Raw genomic sequence first — 19,685 nt, forward strand, 5'->3', positions numbered from 1 at the left:
GGGCAGCACGGGAATTAGGAGCCCACAAACCGAAAGCCCACCCTCTGGAGCCTCCCCCCACCCCCTCCGAAGGAGGGGGAGCTGCGAGCTTGCGAGGAATTAGTTTGCACGCTGTTTGCGCTCCCCTCCTTCGGAGGGGTTGGGGGAGGCTTCAAGGGTTGGGGGAGGCTCCCGGGCTCCCGGATTTTAGGAGGCCTTCCAGCGGGAAGCCTCTTGGAGGGAGGGCGCACGACTTATCAGCATTTAATCAAACTCAAAATCAAAATCCATTTTATGATTAACTCGCTTGTCTGTGTGCCCTCCCCGTTTTAATACACACCCGGGAGCCTCACCCAAAAGCCTCCCCCGGCCACCCCTCTCGGTCTCCCCGTTATCGGGGAGCAGAAATCTCCCAAGGAGAGGGGAGTAATATGCAAATAGACCTTGCGAACACATTAGTCTGCAAGGCCTATTTTTGTTTATTTTATAATGTATTGTTCATCATTAGCCCGCAAGTTTGTATTCCCCTCCTTTGGAGGGGTCGGGGGAGGCTCTCTCCCCCTCCTTCGGAGGGGGTTGGGGGGAGGTTTTTGGGGTGGGCTTTCGCAGGCTATTTACTATTGAGAACCTTAATTTTTCTACCGCTTTATTAGGAACTTCTCTTGATTTTTCGTAAGTTTGTCGGCAGAAACAATACCGATGAACACAAAGATGTATGCCATGAAAAGGAGCATAGGCCGTATTGCCATTGTGATAGGGCTGTTGATTGCGACCGACGCCCGCGCACAGCAGGAGCAACGCTGGGAAGATTGCTACGAGGAACTCATGTCTACCGAAGGGAGCGAGGCGTCGGAGCCGATGGATTATGAGTTGTTGAGCCGCTTGGCAAGCCACCCTTTCAACATTAATACGGCCACGAAAGAGGACTTGGAGCAGTTGCCTTTTCTCAACGATCAGCAGATTGCAGACATCATGGAATACGTCTATAAATACCGCGCCCTGCAATCCGTGGGCGAACTCTACATGATTCCGTCGCTCGGGAACGCCTGTGCCCGACTGCTTTCCTATTTCATTGTCATCGGAGAACCGGAAGAACACAATCGCCTTTCATGGCGAAACATGTTGCGATATGGCAAACACAAGGTCGTCGGAACGGTGGGTATACCGACCTATCGCAGCAAGGGTTTCAGCGAAGGGAAGTATCTTGGCGGTCCGTTGAAGCATTGGTTGCGCTACACGTTCGACTATACCGACCGGTTTGAGCTGGGACTTGTGGCTGCACAGGACGCCGGAGAGCCTTTCTTCAGCGGTAGGAACCGCGGGTATGATTACGCGTCGTTCTATCTGATGTTGCGCGGACGGGGTAGCCTAAAAGCCCTCGTCGTGGGGAGATATCGGTTGCGCTTTGGCATGGGACTGGTGATGAACTGTGACTTTGGCTTCGGCAAACAGATGCTCCTGCAGTCGTTGGGGCGTTCGTCGGCTGCGGTCAGGCCCCATTCTTCGCGTTCGGAGAGCAACTATCTGCAAGGAGCCGCGGCCACGTTCAAGCTGAGCAAGGCGATAGAAACCACGCTTTTCATGTCTTATCGCAGTGTGGACGGAATGCTGCGAACAGATGGCTCGGGCGCGATTTCGGCCATCGGCGGTAGCGGATATCATCGTACGGAGACGGAGATGCAGCACAAGCACAATACATTCCAATCCGCCGCAGGCGGCAACCTACGCTACTTCAAAAACGGATTTCATGTCGGCGGAACGGTGGTTTACACGGCATTAAGTCGCGAACTGCGCCCCGATACGGGCCGGATTTATAAGCGTTGGGCGGCCGAGGGCACGCACTTCTACAACATCGGCCTGAACTATGGCTACATGCGTGGCCGATATTGCTTCAGCGGCGAGGCGGCAACAGACAACCGACAAGCCCTTTCGACCATCAATCGCTTGGATTTGCGTCTTACTTCGGCGGTCAGTGTGATGGCCATTCAGCGTTATTATGCCTACAAATACAACGGTCTGTTTGCCCGAAGTTTCTCTGAAGCAGGGGCTGTCCAAGATGAAAGCGGCCTCTATCTGGGCATGAACTGGAAGCTCGGCAGGCGACTTTCAGCGTTTGTCTATGCCGACTATGCCTATTTCGCATGGCCGAAATACAGGCAGAGTTTTGCGGGAACCCACGCGTGGGACGGCTTCTTGCAACTCGACTATCAGCACAAGGATTTCCTACTGACGGCTCAATATCGACTTCGGCGCAGGCAACGCGACAATAAGGACAAGTCGGCTTTGATGGAACGCAACGAGCAACGCGGGCGCATCAAGGCCGCTTATCACTTAGGAGCGTGGCAGTTGCGCACGCAAGCCGACCTTTCCTATGCGCATCAGCAGGTGAGTAGTGTCGGCTATCTCGTCGCGCAGAGCCTGCTCAGACATTACAAATGGCTCACGGCCTCGGCCTCTTTTGACTATTTCCACACGCAGGGCTACGACAGCCGCGTCTATGTCTACGAGCGCGGAACCCTGTATGACTTCAGTTTCCCTTGCTTCTTCGGTCATGGTATCAGATACAGTTGCAACATGAGGGCTGATCTTGGCAGCCACTTCACCCTCATTGGCAAGGTCGGCACGACCGATTATTTCGACCGCAGCGTCATCGGAAGTGGCAATCAGCAAATCAATCATTCCTCTCGGACCGACATTCAGCTTCAGGCGATTGTGAAGCTGTGAGCCGCAGGCCTTGCAACAGCTTTCCGATGTCAATCATAAAAAGGAATCTGAGCTCTATGAAAAATAGAAGAAGGAGAAAAATATAGGGGATAAAGAGATCTTTACCTGTAAAAAATCTACAAATATAAGGAGATCTATTACGCGAATTTGGAATAAATCCCAATGGGGGAAAATTCAAAAAGAGCCTCGGTGCCTCCGCCGAGACTTCGAGAAACAAAAAATACGTAGCGGGACCTCCGTCGGAAGCCAAGGGGGTAAAATACATATCAGCGGGAGCCCCGATAGGGGTTAAAAAGGCAAAAGATGCATAGGAGTGCGGCACGCTGACAATTAAACGGTAAGAAAAGCATAAGAGTGCGGCACTCTAACCGTAAAACGTTAAGAAAAGTATAGGAGTGCCGCACTCTGGCAGTTAAACATTAAGAAAAGTATAAGAGTGCCGCACTCTGACGGCTAAACGTTAAGGAAAGTATAGGAGTACGGCACTCTGACGGCTAAACGTTAAGAAAAGTATAGGAGTACCGCACTCTATTCGCTTCCGTTAAAAGAAACAAAAAAAAGAATATGATACTGCTTTTACCGCGCAAAATGTCTAATTTTGCAGGCTAATGAAGCGCATGCTATCCATCATAATGCTGCTGTTTTTCCTGATGAGTGTGTCGGGAGTAAACTTGAATATTCACTATTGCGATAGTGAATTGGTAGGCATGACCGTGAATGGCATTCATTTTAAGACCGAAGCCGGACAGAAAATGGCTGATTCTTGCAATGAGAATACAGGCTGTCCGATGTGTAAGCATGTCGCGCATCATTACCAGCTGCACCAGCAATTCATGCAAAGCAGCACGCCACAGGTGCATCCTTTGCTCCTGGCTAACGATTGGTTTCATGGTGTAACCATCAACTTTGATTACTTTTTATTTAATTTTATACCTGCAGAGGAGGGCAGCAACGGCAACGCTTATGCGTATGTTAACTCCTACTTGGGCTGCCTTTACCTTCCGTATAGCGGACTTCGGGCTCCTCCTACGATGAAACGGATTTCGTTTCAACATTTATTTATGGTATAATTTGACCGAACCGAAAGTTTGATTTTCGCAAGAAAAGAGACAGATCGTACAGATACGATTGGGCGATGCTTTTCTTTTGATGAGTCTTTAGCACGGGTGAGGTCGTTAAATAACAAGTACATTCAATGCACAAAATTATTGGATACTTTCTTCACAACCGTTTAATCACGGCACTTGTGTTGATATTGATTATTGTAGGTGGACTGTCTACCGTCCCCTTTAACTGGCATAGCGGTCTCATACCACGCAATCCTGTGGCCGTAGATGCTATCCCCGACATTGGTGATAACCAACAGATTATCGCAACAGATTGGATGGGACGATCGCCTAAAGACATTCAAGAGCAAGTCACATACCCCCTAACAACGGCATTGTTAGGAATTCCCGGCGTCAAGACCATTCGGTCATCGTCGATGTTCGGTATGTCGTTTATCTATATTATCTTTAATGATGATGTCGACTTTTATTGGAGCCGGTCACGCATTTTGGAAAAACTCAACTCGCTTCCTGCCGGTTTATTGCCCGAAGGAGTGAAACCAACACTCGGGCCAGATGCCACGGCATTAGGCCAAATTTATTGGTATACGCTCGAAGGACGAAACCCCAAAACGGGAAAACCTGCCGGCGGTTGGGATCCTCAGGAATTGAGAACCATTCAAGACTACTATGTAAGATACCAATTAAGTTCGGCCGAAGGGGTCAGCGAAGTGGCCTCGGTAGGTGGCTATGTGAAAGAATATCAGGTTGACCTCAATCCCGAAGCCATGCGCGCTTACGGCCTGAATCTCGTACAAGTCATGTTGGCTGTGAAGAATTCGAATATCGATGTAGGCGCCGGAACGATGGAAGTGAACCGCGCAGAATATTTGATTCGCGGCCTCGGCTACGTCAAAAAGCTGAAAGATTTGGAAGAGGCTGCCATCACAGATCGCCATGGTGTGGCCGTAAGAGTTAAGGATGTGGCTAAAGTTTCGTTTGGACCCGGCGACAGACGTGGCGGACTTGACAAGGAAGGACAAGAGGCTGTGGGCGGCGTTGTCGTGGCACGTAACGGCAGTAATCCCATGGAAGTCATCAACAATGTGAAAGCAAAGATTGCCGAAATGCAAGGAGGCATGCCTGAAAAAACGTTGAAAGATGGTTCTACATCACGCGTTACCGTCGTGCCTTTTTACGACCGTACCAGATTGATTAAAGAGACGATTGGCACACTCGAAAGCTCACTGATGCACGAAATCCTCATCTGTATCATTGTTGTTCTTATCCTGGTGCTCAACCTGCGCGCCTCTTTCGTGATTGCAACCATGCTGCCTTTGGCTGTATTAACCACGTTTATCGTCATGAAACTCTTAGGGATTGAGGCCAATATCGTGGCACTTAGTGGTATCGCTATAGCCATTGGTGTGATGGTTGACGTAGGAGTTGTGTTCATGGAAAATGTGGTTCGTCATCTGAGCACCGCTCCCCATGCTCGCGGTAAGCAATTAGAAGCATTGATTTTGAATGCTGTTCATGAGGTTTCAGGGGCAGTTATGACGGGCATGGGCACTACGATTATCAGCTTTCTACCTGTATTTGCCATGCAGGCACAAGAGGGAAAGATGTTTCATCCGTTAGCTTTCACAAAGACTTTCGCCCTATTATCAGCTCTGCTTTTAGGCATTTTAATTCTCCCGACGTTAGCTTACTGGATTTTCTCACTAAGGATTCCAAAACGATGGGCATTGAAAGTCTTCAAAAAACGTGTGCCACGCACCTTCAAAATCATGCATTGGACGGTCAGCACCAACATGCTGATTATTGCCATTGTGGTGCTTTTAGCTACCTATGAGCTTTCAAGTGTGTGGCTTCCTTTAGGCCCTCAGAATGGAACGTTGCTCAATTTACTATTCGTTATCGTTATTGTGGGGGCTATCCTATCTATCCTTTGGCTTCTGGTGCTCAAGTATGAGCAAATCCTTCGCTGGTGTTTAAACCACCGATGGAAGTTTATGTCTATCCCCATATTGACCCTGATTGCCGGCGGAATGATTTGGACAAAGACGGGAAGTGAGTTCATGCCCACCTTAGACGAAGGCACTTTCATGCTCATGCCCACAAGTATGCCCCACAGTGGTGTTGAAGAAAACATACAGAATTGCAAGATTTTGGACCAGCGTATAAAGGCCATTCCCGAAGTAGAATCGGTTGTTGGCAAATGGGGACGTGTGGAAAGTGCTCTTGACCCGGCACCCATTCAAATGTATGAGATAACCATCAACTACAAACCCGAATACCAATTGGACGATGATGGCAAACGCATTCGCGACAAGAATGGCGACTATATACGTCTGTGGAGAGACGAGATTAAAAACGAAGATGACATTTGGAAAGAGATTGTTAAGGCCGCTAATCTCCCGGGATTGACAGGAAGCCCGAAACTACAACCCATTGCAACCCGGCAAGTGATGCTGTCAACGGGGATGAAAGCCCCTATGGGATTAAAGATATATGGTCCTGATTTGGCTTCGATTGAGCAGGCAGGCTTGCAAATGGAGAAGGCTTTGAAAGCGATACCCGACATCAACTCATCCTCTGTGTATTATGATCGTGCAGAAGGAGCACCTTATATAGAGATTCATCTCGACAGAGAAAAACTCGGACGTTATGGCATTCAAGTGGGGACTGTGCAAAGTGTTATCGAGACAGCTATCGGTGGAATGGCTGAAGGAAGCACTGTTGAGGGGCGCGAACGTTTTCCTATCCGTGTGCGTTATGCACGTGAATTGCGAGATGACCCTGAGGTGTTAAACGGAATACTCGTTCCAACAGCCGACGGAACACAAATTCCTTTAGGCGAACTGGCAACCTTTCATTTTGTCAAAGGCGCGACGATGATTCAGAGTGAAAACACGTTTTTAGTGGGTTATGTCACGTTTGATAAGGTGGGAAATAAGGCAGAAGTGGATGTTGTTCATGCGGCGCAAAAGCACATTGACGAGCTTGTAGCTCATGGAAAGATTAAACTTTCTAAGGGCGTCACGTATAAATTTACGGGCACTTACGAGCAACAAATTCATGCTGCAGAACGCCTTCAGGTAGTCATTCCTATTGCGTTGATTCTGATTTTCTTGGTCCTTTTCTTCCAATTTAAGAGCGTCACGGCCTCAATGATACACTTCTCGGGTGTTTTTGTAGCCTTTGCGGGCGGCTTTATCCTGATTTGGCTCTACGGACAAGACTGGTTTTTAAACTTCAATATCGCGGGAGTGAATATGCGAACCCTCTTTGGTATGGGGCAAATCAACCTCAGTGTTGCCGTTTGGGTAGGCTTTATCGCACTCTTTGGCGTCGCTACAGACGATGGTGTTTTGATGGGAACCTACATCCATCAGGTGTTCTTAAAACGACAACCTCATAGTCCTTTAGAGATTCGAGAGGCTGTTGTTGAAGCCGGAATGAAGCGCGTTCGCCCAGCAGCAATGACCACTGCGACAACACTCATCGCGCTATTGCCCGTGCTTTCATCCACAGGAAAGGGCTCAGACATCATGGTTCCGATGAGCATTCCTACCTTTGGCGGTATGTTAATACAGACCATGACGATGTTTGTTGTGCCGGTTTTCCAATGCTGGTGGCGTGAATCGGCCTTGAAACGTGAACAAAAGAAGAAAAATTGAAAACGAAAATGACAATGAAGAATAAGATTTTATATTTCCTATGCATAGGACTATTCACCTGCTATGGCAGTGCTTATGCGACAGGAATAGACAATAAAGAAGATAGTTTGGCCGTGTATATTGCCGAAGCAATACGCAACAATCCCGGTCTGAAGAGTGAATATCAGGCCTATCAGGCGCAAATGGCCAATGCGCAAGGTGCGGGTGTCTTGAGCGATCCACAGCTAAGTGTCGGCCTTTTCCCACAAGCGATGCACCATGTCAATGGAAAACAGCTTGCAACCATAACCATTATGCAGATGTTTCCATGGTTTGGTACACTGAAAGCAGGTCGCGAACAAATGGAATATAAAGCGCAAGAGGCCTACCAGAAGTTTCGCGAAAAAAGCTTATCAACAGCTTTCAACGTTGAGAAACAATGGTATTCCATACTCGCAACGCAAGAAAAGGTGAAAGCTGTAAAACAGAAACGTGCGCTTTTAAACGATATTAAAAAGGTGGCTATCTATCTTTATAAGAACTATACTGCAGGGCGTGACACAAAAATGAGCGACCAATTGCGCCTCGATGCAGAAGAGGAGCGATTGAAAGAACAGACGGAAAGTCTTGAAACCCAGTTGACTTTACAAAAGCAGCAGTTCAACATCACGCTGCATCGGCAGCCAAATGCAGCTTTGTCCCTACCCGATTCCATCCCATTACGACAGATGCCCACCTTTAATTGGACAGAGATTGAACGAAACAATCCCAAACTCGCACAGTATTCGGCTATCCAAAAGGCGTTTAAATCACAGGAAGAGCAGACCAGAGCAAAAGGTATGCCCATGATAGGTGTGGGACTTCAATATATGCTTAATGGGAAAGTTGACATGCCTATGATGCCCAACATGAATGGAAAAGACATGGTGATGCCCATGGTGAGCCTCACAATCCCCATTTATCGCAAAAAGATTACGTCGGCTATCCATAGTGCACAACTCATGGAACGTAGCGCAGCCTACAATTATCAAAGTCAGTTGGATGCACTTCAAAGCACATATCTCAGCATTGAACAGCGTGCTGACGATATAAAACGCAAATTGAAACTTTATGAGAGTGAGGTGAGTTTGCTCAACAGAACGCTCGAACTGATGCAAAAAGAATATGCTACGGGGGCGACATCGCTCACCGATATTCTTCAAACAACACGCGAAAGCATCGACTACGACCTCTTAAAAGCCGAAGCCAATGCGCAATATAACACCATCACGGCAGAGGCTATTCAGCTCCTTGCACGCGATGTGAAGTAAAAGAATGTATAACCAAAAGAAACAAAAAATGATGAAAGATTTCATTAAAAAACATATCCTGCTATCGTTTGCCGTTGCGCTGATGATAGGACTCCTATTAGGGTGGCTCCTCTTCCGCACTGCTCACGCAACAGATGTACACCAACATTCGGAAGGAAAAACGATGTACACCTGCTCCATGGACCCACAAGTGAGACAGGATCACCCAGGAAAATGTCCCATTTGTGGAATGGATCTTATCCCTGTCAACGATGAAAAGCAAAGCACAACAACAACCGATTCCAATGCTGTTGTGATGAGTGATGAGGCCGTTGCATTGGCAAATATCGAGACAGAGGTTGTTGGCAGCGGAGCAACAAACAAAGAAGTGCGCCTATTCGGGAAGATATTGCCCGATCAGCGCTTAGAACAAACGCAGTCATCTTACGTGGAAGGACGCATCGAGAAACTATTGATCAATGCGCCGGGCGACCGTGTTAGTCGTGGACAAACATTGGCTGTAATCTATTCTCCGACGCTATACGCCATTGAACAAGAACTGATTGCTGCTGTAAACTTCCCTGCATCGCCCCAAAAGAAACCGCTGATTGACGCAGCTATTGAGAAGCTTAGACTGCTGAATATCACACAAGCACAGATCAATCAACTGATGCACACACGCAAAGCATCCCCCTACACCACGCTGAAGGCCAATACTTCGGGCACTGTGATTGAAAAAAATATCAATCCAGGCGATTATGTTAAACAAGGACAAGCGTTGCTGAAGATTGCAAATCTCGGCAAGGTTTGGGCCATATTCCAAGCGTATGAGAGCGACTTACCATTTATTCATGTTGGTGAAAAGATTCACTTTACAGCCGAAGCGATGCCTGGAAAAGTGTTCACGGGCAGCGTAAGTTTCGTCGATCCCGTGATTGATTCTTCCAGTAGAACGGCCGGTGTGCGCGTCGAAATGAATAATGCAAGTGGATGGTTTAAACCCGAAATGACTTTGACGGGCAACATTGTGGCTAATATGAAGCAATATCATGGTGAGATTGTCGTGCCGAAGAGTGCCGTGATGTGGACAGGGAAACGAAGTGTCGTCTATGTAAAAGACACGGGAGAAACGCAACCTACTTTCAGATTACGGCGTGTAACGTTAGGGCCTTCGCTATCCAATGGCTATGTCATCACGGATGGTTTGGCTGAAGGCGAAGAGATTGTGACGAATGGAACCTTTGCTGTTGATGCCAGTGCACAGCTGGCTGGCAAAGAAAGTATGATGGATCAATAAATTTATTTAATATAACAAGAAAATGAAAAAAGTGATTTTAACAATGCTTGCTGTTGCAGCCATGAGCGCAACCATGCAGGCCAAAACAGTGAAAACAGAAATTCCAGTAAACGGGAAATGTAACGAAATGTGTAAGCCACGCATAGAGAAAGCCGCAAAAGCTGTTCCCGGTGTGTTGTCGGCTACATGGAATTTAAAAGCACAAAAGCTCACGCTTGTGTATGATAACACCAAGACAGACACTAAAAAAGTGCAGAAAGCGGTAGCCGCTTCAGGTCACGATAGTGGCAATATAAAAGCCCCACAAGCCACTTATAACAAACTACCTGGATGCTGCAAGTATCGTAAATAGGGATGTATGGACATTTGACAGGCTAAAAACCTCTTGATTTTTAGCACTGAACATTTAGTAGGCTGGCAAATCCAGCCTACTTTTTTATATTCAAGAACGCATCTATAAACTTCTTTTTAGAAGTAAATTGTGTTTCTGTCCCGCTTACGGGTGAGTTACGCATCGTTTTTACAGCTGCAAAGTTCGACATGATTCTTTGAATAACAATGAAGTATGCGGTATCTATATTTACGCTGTATGGTATCACTGGCTACAATTTTAGAAGTATGATTTTTCCTGTAGCCATATTGTAGCCAGTTTGGAGTATTTTAAGCGACTCGGTGATACCTGTATGTACTCCCAAATAGGGGTATATAATAGATAATCGCTGTAATCTCAAAGAATTACAGCGATTATCTGATTTAATCAATTTCCTAAAAACTCTTGTTCAGAGTACGTTAAGTGGAGCTGGTGGGAGTCGAACCCACGTCCGCACAAGGAAACCATACGCTTTCTACACGTTTATTCCGGACTTCATTTTCGTGCCATGGCAAGACCCGGACTACCAACCATGACCTTATCCTCTAAAGTTTCACGCCCGAAGCGAGGCATTCTGACGCTATTTCCGATTTACCTGCACCGCTTGACCCTTAGATTCGGAACCACATCCTTGGAGCAGTGTCTCGTCGCATCACCTTGTAACGCGATAAAGCCAATGATCTACTATGCTTCGATCAGGCAGCGAGAGCGTAATTATTTTCGCCAATTAATTTTCTGATTCCTCTGATTTAGGAGCAAGAAACCAAGGCTCCACGTGCTTACGTACCATTTCATCTCGCCGTCAAATCCAGTCAACCCCGAGATTATCTACGCCTTATAACCGCCGTTATAAGTGCGAAGAATGGTCCGACGCAGCTGTCTACACGGATTTAGGCACACGTTTCGACCGCCTTGTCGGCTATTTTAATGATGCAAATATACCGCAAAAGGGACGTATTTCAAAATAAATTATGCTTTTTTTACATTTCGGTTGTCACATTATCTCGCAGAAAACACCCCCTCACCCCGCCTTTCTCTCGTGATGTGAGCGCTTCGGAAAGAGCTTAAAAGGCATGTCCGCCCTCCATTTCTCCACCTTATAGAGTATCCGGGCCACAGCTTTTTGATAGTCAGAAGGGTAATACAACGTGAGCACGTACCAGCGTTTATCGCGCCGGATATAGTGGGAAGCATAGGCATAATCGGGCATATCGTCAAGCAATCCACGCCGTATGAGGTCGCCACGACGGAACGTATAGACACTTTCGGGCACCACCTTGCACTCCATAACGATGTTCACACCATCGTGATAGCCGAACCTTACGTGCCCACAACCATAGCCATCGACTTGCTCCTGCCGCAGAAATGAGGGATATTCAAACTGATAATCGAAGTCTGAATCCGTGTAAGTGACAAATCGGGCAAAGTTCATTCCCTCTTTGAAACGCTCCATCGGCGTGCGTTCGTGGCCGAAGAAGAAGGCCGAAGTAGCAACACAAGCCACCAAGAAGAACAATATGACCAGCAATAGTTTCCTCATCTTAAGACACCGGTTATGCATTTCATGGCTCAAAGATAAGTATCTTTCAGCGGAAAAGCAAGAAAACAAGATTGAAATTTGCCAGAAATCATCATGCTGCCGCAATGTTGTTGCTACGTAAACCACCCTTGAAAAGAAAGTAAAAATAATCAGAAAATTTTACAGAATGGGTGTGTTAAAAACCTTACTCCGGTCAAGTCGGCTCTCAACATCAGCCCCTCCACAAGCCAAAATCACTCATCTTGCCACGCAATGTCAGCCACTTTACACTGCAAAATAACGCATATTGAAGCATTATATCAGGCGTATTGAAAGCCTATTCCAGCCATACTGACCCTTTTTCTACCCCACACAACAAAAAAGGAGAAAGCCTCTTGAGACTTTCCCCTATGCAAATATACAAAAAATTGCAGGCGAATGCAAATCGAATATGAATTAAATTGACAATTAATAAGAGCCTTTCCCCGGCTTCTCACAAGGAAGGAGAGAAGAAATCGCAGGCATATTGCCAGCGAATAAGGCCGTTTTTGCATGACGATGTAGTGTATCATCCTGCGTCAAGCCCTGCTTTCTGCCGCTCCGTCCACGGCTTTCGCGGACAAAGCCCTGCCGAATATTAGGGAAATTCCCATGCCCCTTTAGGGAAAATCCTTTCTTGCAGGCGATGAATAGTCCTACCTTTGTAACGTGAAGGCGAGGCGTAGAGTGCCTCAGACCCCACAAACAAGATAGCAATATAAAACATACGACGATGAAAAAGCTGATATTAACCCTCGTTACGCTGTTCACATTGACAGTCACTGCAAATGCAATGAGTTATGAACAAGCCCGCCGACAGGCCCTTTTCCTCACGGATAAGATGGCGTATGAACTGAACCTCACCGACGAACAGTATGAGGCTGCCTACGAAATCAACCTCGACTATCTGATGAGTATCAATGACTATGGCGACCTTTATGGCACATATTGGACCCGTCGCAACCTCGATTTGAGTTATATTCTGCTTGACTGGCAATACCGAAACTACTGTGCAGCCAACTATTTCTACCGTCCGCTTTATTGGAACGACGGCTATTGGCGCTTCCGAATCTACGCCCGTTATCCCCATAGAGACTATTTCTATTTCGGTTGTCCCGACTTTTATGCCGTCTATCGTGGCGGACATAGCTGGCGAATAAACGGCGGACGGAGTTGGTATTACGGCCGAAATTACGGCTTTGAAGACAGCCGCAGGTTCGTCGGCATGCGTGACCATTTCAACAACGGCAGCTATGGGCGGGGCTTCAGCAGTAGGGAATCCGACTATAACCGCATTGAAAACCGCGTCTTCGGAGGCAACAGAAACAGTCGCATCTATGGAAACGAGCCGCGCAACAACCGTGTTTTCGGTGGCAGCGACAGCTATTCTCGCAGCGGAAATTCGTTTGACAACAACGCTCAGAGCCGCATATTCGGAGGCAGTGCCGCTACCGAAAGCCGCAGCAATGGCGCATTCAACAACCGACCGAGCAGCACCCGGTCTACCGTTCCGGCCGTTCCAGACCGCGTGTTTGGCGCAGATCGCGGCAGTAACGACAGGCAACCGAGTCGCACTTTCGACCGTCCAAGTACGGGACGGAGCTTCGGTGGCGACGTGCCAAGCCGTTCTTTCAACAACAATGTGCCCTCAAACACTTTCGGCGGAAGCGCTCCGAGTCGCTCATTCGGCGAAAACAGTGCACCAACCCGCTCATTCGGAGGCGGCGGAACCACTCAGAGTGGGCAAGGAGTCTTTGGCGGAAGAAGATAAGGAAAGCCAAATCAGCCTAAACAATAGGTCAGACAACATATATATTCTCACGAAAAGGATTACCGAAAAGGCAAACGTCTGGCGGTAATCCTTTTCTCGTCATGGGCTACAGCACGTAAACCCGCACCTCTGCATTATCCATTTTCGGAATCTCGTTCATCGGTTTTTTGAAATAAACGCTTTGAATGGCCTTGTTGATGATGCCATGACCGACGGCCAAAACCGTTTGGTCGGGGAACGAAGTCTTGACGTAAGTGAGGAAATTCTGGGCCCGACGCTTCATTTGTTCAAGGCTTTCGACGTTGTCGGGCCATGCAACATCGTGCAAATCGGGAATAAATCGGCCCGTGAAGTCGCCCCAATCGCGCTCGCGCAAGAGCGGTGTCGTCTCCACGTCTTTATGATGTGGGGCTGCAATGATGCGGCAAGTGTCGACCGAACGCTTCAAATCGCTCGACACAAAGGCGTCGATTTGCTCGCCTTTCAACTTGTCGCGCGTGGCTTCGGCCTGCTTGATGCCCGTTTCGTTGAGCTCGCCTTGCTGCTGTCCTTGCAAGATTTGGGCGGCGTTGTCCACGGTTTCGCCGTGGCGCACCAAATATAATGTGGTCATATTCGTTGGCTTTTGGCTGCAAATTTACAAAAAAGGGCAGAGACATCGCGGTGAGTTTGAAGTTTTTTACTACCTTTGCCAACATATAAACACAGCCTATGAAAGTTTTAAGAAGTTCTCTTTTCCGTGCCATCAGTGCAATCGTCATCGGCGCACTCTTGATAGAATACCGCGAACAAACCGTCGAATGGCTCACTATTGTCATTGGCGTACTGTTCTTTCTGTCGGGTGTTATCTCTCTTGCTTCCTATTATACGGCCCGCAAAACGGCCGGCGAGCCGGAGGTATATGACAGCAACGGGCAGCTGATTTCGGGCGGTCAGCGCCCCGCTTTACCCATCGTCGGCCTTGGAAGTCTTATCCTTGGGGCCATTTTGGCACTCACGCCGGGCACCTTTATCACCGGTCTTATCTACATCATTGCCGCATTGCTCATCATCGGAGCCATCGGACAGTTCATCAATCTGGCCGAAATCAGCAAACTGGCCGATGTTGGTTTCTTTTATTGGGTGATGCCTTCTGTGATCTTGCTCACGGGACTTGTGGCCGTCATCTACCCGAAATCGATCGCTTCGGCACCGCTGTTCGTCATTGGTTGGTGCATGTTGCTCTATGGAGTCGTGGAGTGTATCAACGCATTGAAGATATATAGTTGCAGAAAGCAAATGGAAAAGAAGCCGGCGGCACAGGCTTCTGTGGAACTAAAGGAATGCGAACAGGAACCAACAGAAAGTAAGGAATAACCCTTTGTATGCCGGTATGAGATACAGGAAGACTGTGATAGACCGAAAATTTTATAGCGCAGTCCTGACATATATAATAAGGTATACCCACATCGTAGACCTTCTTGCAGAACATGAGCAATACTTTCATTGCACAAAAGAAGAGCTTTGTGCACAAGAAGTAGGTTTTTGTGCATTTTGTTTGGCTAAGAAATAAAAATAATGTACTTTTGTGCAGACCTAATGTCAGAACTATACATAAACACTATAAATAACAATGAAATTGAAAATCGTTGTACTTGCCAAGCAAGTACCTGACACACGAAACGTAGGAAAGGACGCCATGACGGCCGAAGGCACCGTCAATCGCGCGGCACTTCCTGCAATCTTCAATCCCGAAGACCTCAATGCGCTCGAACAAGCACTGCGTATCAAAGACCAACATCCCGGCTCCACCGTCGGTATCTTGACCATGGGGCCTCCCCGTGCGGGCGAGATTATCCGCCAAGGACTCTACCGCGGGGCCGATGAAGGCTGGCTTTTGACCGACAGAAAGAGTGCCGGTGCCGACACGTTGGCCACATCTTACTTCCTTGCCAAGGGCATTGAGAAGATCGGCAACGTCGATATTGTCATCGGAGGCAGGCAAGCTATCGACGGCGATACAGCGCAAGTGGGTCCACAGGTTGCCCAGAAGTTGGGCCTCAACCAAGTGACCTATGCCGAAGAAGTGCTGAAAATAGAAGACGGAAAGGCCACTATTCGTCGCCACATCGATGGTGGTGTGGAGACCGTCGTGGCTCCTTTGCCCGTTTTGATTACTGTCAATGGCAGTGCTGCTCCTGCTCGTCCGTGCAACGTAAAGCGTGTTATGAAGTACAAATATGCCACATGTCCGATGGAACGCAAGGGCGATGAGCCTTGGAGTTCGCTCTATGCGCGCCCATACCTTACACTTGGGCAATGGAGTATAGCCGATTGCGGAGCCGACGAGGCCCAGTGTGGACTCTCGGGTTCGCCAACCAAGGTGAAAACCGTGCAGAACATCGTGTTCCAAGCCAAGGAGAGTAAGACGCTCACCGGCAGCGACAGCGACGTGGAAAGCTTGGTAAAAGAATTGTTAGACGAAAAGATTATTGGCTAAAAACAGAAAAGGAGCGGAAGAAAAGCCTTGGAATGGATTGCCATACAGATGCTTTTGAAGGATAAAGAAATGCTCATTTGTCATTCTTCCTTGTTCATGTTACGCATCAATTCCACACGCCTCATTCCTCACTCCTCATTCATATTATGAACAACGTATTTGTATATTGCGAAACAGAAGGGCCAAATGTCCTCGAAGTTTCACAGGAATTGCTGACGAAGGGTCGCAAACTTGCCGATAAACTTGGCGTAGACCTGCATGCAATCGTAGCCGGAAGCGGCATCAAAGGTAAGGTGGAAACGCAGATTTTGCCTTACGGTGTGGACAAACTCTTCGTGTTCGAGGGAAACGGTCTCAGGCCTTATACCTCAGCACCTCACACGGATATCCTCGTAAACCTATTCAAAGAAGAGCGGCCACAGATTTGTTTGCTGGGCGCAACTGTCATAGGTCGCGACCTTGGACCACGGGTTAGCTCGTCCTTAACCTCTGGTCTTACGGCGGATTGTACGCAACTTGAGATTGGAGACTACGACGAAAAGAAGACCGGAAAGCACTATGATAACTTGCTATATCAAATCCGTCCGGCCTTTGGAGGCAACATTGTGGCAACCATTGTCAATCCCGATCATCGCCCACAAATGGCAACTGTGCGGTCAGGAGTGATGCAGAAAGCACTCTATGAGGGCCAAGCTAAGGGCGAAGTTGTCTATCCTGACGTGGCAAAATATGTGCCCGAAGCCGACTATGTGGTGAAAGTCATCGACCGACATGTTGAGGCTGCGAAGCATAATCTCAAGGGTTCACCCATCGTTGTGGCTGGAGGTTACGGCGTAGGAAGCAAGGAAGGCTTTGAACTTTTGTTCCAATTGGCAAAGGAACTCCATGGAGAAGTTGGCGCAAGTCGCGCTGCCGTCGACGCGGGCTGGGCTGATCACGACCGTCAAATCGGTCAGACCGGTGTCACCGTTCACCCGAAAGTCTACATTGCCTGCGGCATTTCGGGCCAGATTCAACATATTGCCGGCATGCAAGACAGCGGCATTATCATCTCCATCAACAGCGATCCTGATGCCCCAATCAACAAGATTGCCGACTATGTCATCAATGGAACCGTTGAAGAAGTGGTGCCGAAACTGATTAAATACTATAAACAGAATTCAAAGTAAAGCCTCTCCCCCGCCCCCTCCCCGAAGAGGGAGGGGAGTAATATGCTGTAGTGTAGGAAAGGATAAGACAAGGATAAACGACTGATATATGATGAATAAAGTGGAAACATCATTCGAATATATGAGCGCTTCGCCCGACCGTTATGCACTACTAAAGGCATTTGCCAAAGAAAATCGGCTAAAAATGACACTTGCCGAGACCATACTTTGGGAAGAACTGAGGCTACTTCCAAAGCCCTTTAAGTTCAGACGTCAGCATATTATAGGTGACTTTATCGTTGATTTCGCATGCTTGTACCATCACTTAGTGATTGAAGTTGATGGAGAATATCATCAAGAACGGCTACAAAAAGAAGATGACAAGCTGCGCACGGAGAGTCTAAATAGAATGGGATTTACAGTGATTCGGTTCACTAATACACAAATAATAGAGAATTCACAAAGCGTGATAACAGAGATAAAAAACATATTGTATAACGAATAAAACAATCCACCACCAGCCCCTCTCGGCGATTTAAGGAGAGAACATATTACTCCCCTCCCTCTTCGGGGAGGGGTTGGGGGTGGGGCTTTAGCTTATGTCAAACTATTACACCGACCATCCTGAGATTGAGTTCCACTTGAACCATCCTCTGATGAAACGCATTGTTGAGCTGAAAGAGCGCGACTTTGCAGACAAAGATGCTTTTGACGACGCGCCCGTTAACTACGAGGACGCCATCGAAAACTACAAACGAATGCTCGATATCACAGGCGATATCGCAGCAAACATCATTGAACCGAATGCCGAAAGCGTAGACCAAGAGGGCCCGCATTTGGAGAATGGGCGCATGATTTATGCGAGCAAGACCGTCGAAAACATTGAGGCTACGCGCCAAGCCGGGCTTTGGGGCATCTCTATGCCACGTCGTTATGGTGGCTTGAACCTCCCGAATACCGTCTTTTCCATGGCCTCCGAGCTTATCGCTTCAGCTGATGCCGGCTTCCAAAACATTTGGTCTTTACAGTCGTGTATCGACACTTTGTATGAATTCGGCACCGAAGAACAACGCCAAAAGTATATTCCCCGCATCGCAGCAGGCGAGACGATGTCAATGGATTTGACCGAACCTGATGCGGGATCCGACCTGCAACGCGTCATGTTGAAGGCCACTCAAGATGCCGATGGCACGTGGCGACTCAACGGAGTGAAGCGTTTTATCACCAATGGCGACTCAGATATTCATCTCGTTTTGGCCCGTTCCGAGGAAGGAACACGCGACGGACGCGGCCTTTCCATGTTCATCTACGACAAGAAAGACGGCGGTGTTACCGTGCGACACATCGAGAATAAGCTCGGTATCCACGGCAGTCCCACCTGCGAACTGGTCTACAAGAATGCCAGATGCGAGCTTTGCGGCGACCGAAAGTTGGGACTTATCAAGTATGTCATGGCCTTGATGAACGGTGCCCGCTTGGGAATTGCAGCCCAAAGTGTGGGCGTTGAGCAGGAAGCCTACAACGAAGGCCTTGCTTATGCCAAGGAACGCGCCCAGTTCGGCAAGAAGATCATTACCTTCCCTGCCGTTTACGACATGCTTTCCCGCATGAAAGCGAAACTCGATGCAGGCCGTTCGCTGCTCTACATGACAGCCCGTTACGTCGATATCTACAAGGCACTCGAAGATATTTCACGCGACCGTAAGCTCACACCTGAGGAGCGTAAGGAGATGAAACAGTATAGTAAGCTGGCCGATGCCTTTACTCCTATCGCCAAAGGTATGAACTCTGAGTATGCAAACCAGAATGCTTACGATGCCATTTCCATTCATGGTGGCTCGGGATTCATCATGGAATACAAGAGCCAGCGGCTCTTCCGCGACGCCCGAATCTTCTCCATTTACGAGGGAACCACCCAACTTCAGGTCGTTGCCGCCGTGCGTTACATCACCAACGGCACCTATCTGGCCATCATGAAAGAGATGCTCGAACAGCCGACCACGGCCATGCAACCGCTGCAAGTGCGCGTTGCAAAGCTCGTGGCCCACTACGAAGAGGCACTGAACAAGGTGAATGCCGACGAAAACCAAGAAGAACAAGACTTCCTCGCACGTCGCCTCTACGACATGACGGCCGAAATCATCATGTCGCTACTCATCATTGCCGATGCAGAAAAGGCACCCGAGCTCTTCGAAAAGAGTGCAAACGTCTACGTGCGCATGGCAGAAGAAAGCGTCATCGGCAAGGCCGCATACATCAATTCGTTTGATGCAGCCGACTTGAAGAACTTCGCTTCGGAAGCAAAACCTGAAGAAACGGAAGCCTGACAGCCCCATCTTCAACCTCAAAAAGAGGGCGCAAC

General features: G+C 48.2%; 14 protein-coding genes and 1 other RNA gene. 12 read left to right on the plus strand and 3 right to left on the minus strand.

The window, feature by feature from the left end; translation table 11 throughout:
* Positions 1–678: 678 nt before the first annotated feature.
* The 6 genes from HMPREF9944_RS05180 (at position 679) to HMPREF9944_RS05205 (ending at position 10,349) form a co-directional block, all read left to right on the plus strand.
* Positions 679–2,703, plus strand: a complete 2,025-nt coding sequence (locus tag HMPREF9944_RS05180; RefSeq protein ID WP_008564939.1) for a helix-hairpin-helix domain-containing protein — start codon at positions 679–681, stop codon at positions 2,701–2,703.
* Positions 2,704–3,311: 608 nt separating this feature from the next.
* On the plus strand, positions 3,312–3,773 hold the full coding sequence (locus tag HMPREF9944_RS05185) for an HYC_CC_PP family protein (protein ID WP_008564942.1): 462 nt from the start codon (positions 3,312–3,314) through the stop codon (positions 3,771–3,773).
* A gap of 125 nt (positions 3,774–3,898) precedes the next feature.
* Positions 3,899–7,432 carry an efflux RND transporter permease subunit gene (locus HMPREF9944_RS05190; RefSeq protein WP_008564944.1) on the plus strand — a complete coding sequence of 1,178 codons (3,534 nt, stop codon included), beginning with the start codon at positions 3,899–3,901 and terminating at the stop codon, positions 7,430–7,432.
* A gap of 14 nt (positions 7,433–7,446) precedes the next feature.
* Entirely contained in the window at positions 7,447–8,721 is a 1,275-nt protein-coding gene (locus tag HMPREF9944_RS05195; protein WP_008564945.1) for a TolC family protein, read from the plus strand.
* A 28-nt stretch (positions 8,722–8,749) separates the two neighbouring features.
* Complete coding sequence (locus HMPREF9944_RS05200; protein ID WP_244861117.1) at positions 8,750–9,997, plus strand: efflux RND transporter periplasmic adaptor subunit; 1,248 nt, start codon at positions 8,750–8,752, stop codon at positions 9,995–9,997.
* 22 nt (positions 9,998–10,019) lie between these two features.
* The gene (locus HMPREF9944_RS05205; protein WP_044113386.1) at positions 10,020–10,349 is read left to right on the plus strand and encodes a heavy-metal-associated domain-containing protein; all 330 of its coding nucleotides are present in this window, start codon (positions 10,020–10,022) and stop codon (positions 10,347–10,349) included.
* Positions 10,350–10,788: 439 nt separating this feature from the next.
* Here HMPREF9944_RS05205 and ssrA read toward each other — a convergent pair.
* Together ssrA and HMPREF9944_RS05210 are read right to left on the minus strand one after the other, a co-directional pair.
* Positions 10,789–11,187: a transfer-messenger RNA gene (ssrA, locus tag HMPREF9944_RS12710) on the minus strand.
* A gap of 201 nt (positions 11,188–11,388) precedes the next feature.
* Positions 11,389–11,907 carry a hypothetical protein gene (locus tag HMPREF9944_RS05210; protein ID WP_008564948.1) on the minus strand — a complete coding sequence of 173 codons (519 nt, stop codon included), beginning with the start codon at positions 11,905–11,907 and terminating at the stop codon, positions 11,389–11,391.
* Positions 11,908–12,658: 751 nt separating this feature from the next.
* On the opposite strand from HMPREF9944_RS05210, the gene HMPREF9944_RS05215 reads away from it, so the two are divergent.
* Complete coding sequence (locus HMPREF9944_RS05215) at positions 12,659–13,696, plus strand: hypothetical protein (protein ID WP_008564949.1); 1,038 nt, start codon at positions 12,659–12,661, stop codon at positions 13,694–13,696.
* Positions 13,697–13,802: 106 nt separating this feature from the next.
* Here the strand turns inward: HMPREF9944_RS05215 and HMPREF9944_RS05220 are convergent, their stop codons facing one another.
* Positions 13,803–14,309, minus strand: coding sequence for a histidine phosphatase family protein (locus HMPREF9944_RS05220; RefSeq protein WP_008564950.1), 507 nt, complete (start codon positions 14,307–14,309; stop codon positions 13,803–13,805).
* A 98-nt stretch (positions 14,310–14,407) separates the two neighbouring features.
* On the opposite strand from HMPREF9944_RS05220, the gene HMPREF9944_RS05225 reads away from it, so the two are divergent.
* From HMPREF9944_RS05225 to HMPREF9944_RS05245, 5 genes are all read left to right on the plus strand, one after another.
* The gene (locus tag HMPREF9944_RS05225) at positions 14,408–15,052 is read left to right on the plus strand and encodes a DUF308 domain-containing protein (RefSeq protein WP_008564951.1); all 645 of its coding nucleotides are present in this window, start codon (positions 14,408–14,410) and stop codon (positions 15,050–15,052) included.
* A 256-nt stretch (positions 15,053–15,308) separates the two neighbouring features.
* The gene (locus tag HMPREF9944_RS05230; RefSeq protein ID WP_008564952.1) at positions 15,309–16,175 is read left to right on the plus strand and encodes an electron transfer flavoprotein subunit beta/FixA family protein; all 867 of its coding nucleotides are present in this window, start codon (positions 15,309–15,311) and stop codon (positions 16,173–16,175) included.
* A gap of 146 nt (positions 16,176–16,321) precedes the next feature.
* Positions 16,322–17,344 carry an electron transfer flavoprotein subunit alpha/FixB family protein gene (locus HMPREF9944_RS05235; protein WP_044113387.1) on the plus strand — a complete coding sequence of 341 codons (1,023 nt, stop codon included), beginning with the start codon at positions 16,322–16,324 and terminating at the stop codon, positions 17,342–17,344.
* A gap of 88 nt (positions 17,345–17,432) precedes the next feature.
* Complete coding sequence (locus HMPREF9944_RS05240; RefSeq protein WP_008564954.1) at positions 17,433–17,828, plus strand: endonuclease domain-containing protein; 396 nt, start codon at positions 17,433–17,435, stop codon at positions 17,826–17,828.
* Positions 17,829–17,922: 94 nt separating this feature from the next.
* Positions 17,923–19,650, plus strand: a complete 1,728-nt coding sequence (locus HMPREF9944_RS05245) for an acyl-CoA dehydrogenase family protein (RefSeq protein ID WP_008564956.1) — start codon at positions 17,923–17,925, stop codon at positions 19,648–19,650.
* Positions 19,651–19,685: the final 35 nt, after the last annotated feature.

The organism is Segatella maculosa OT 289, assembly GCF_000243015.1.
In the GTDB taxonomy this organism is placed as follows: Bacteria; Bacteroidota; Bacteroidia; order Bacteroidales; family Bacteroidaceae; genus Prevotella; species Prevotella maculosa.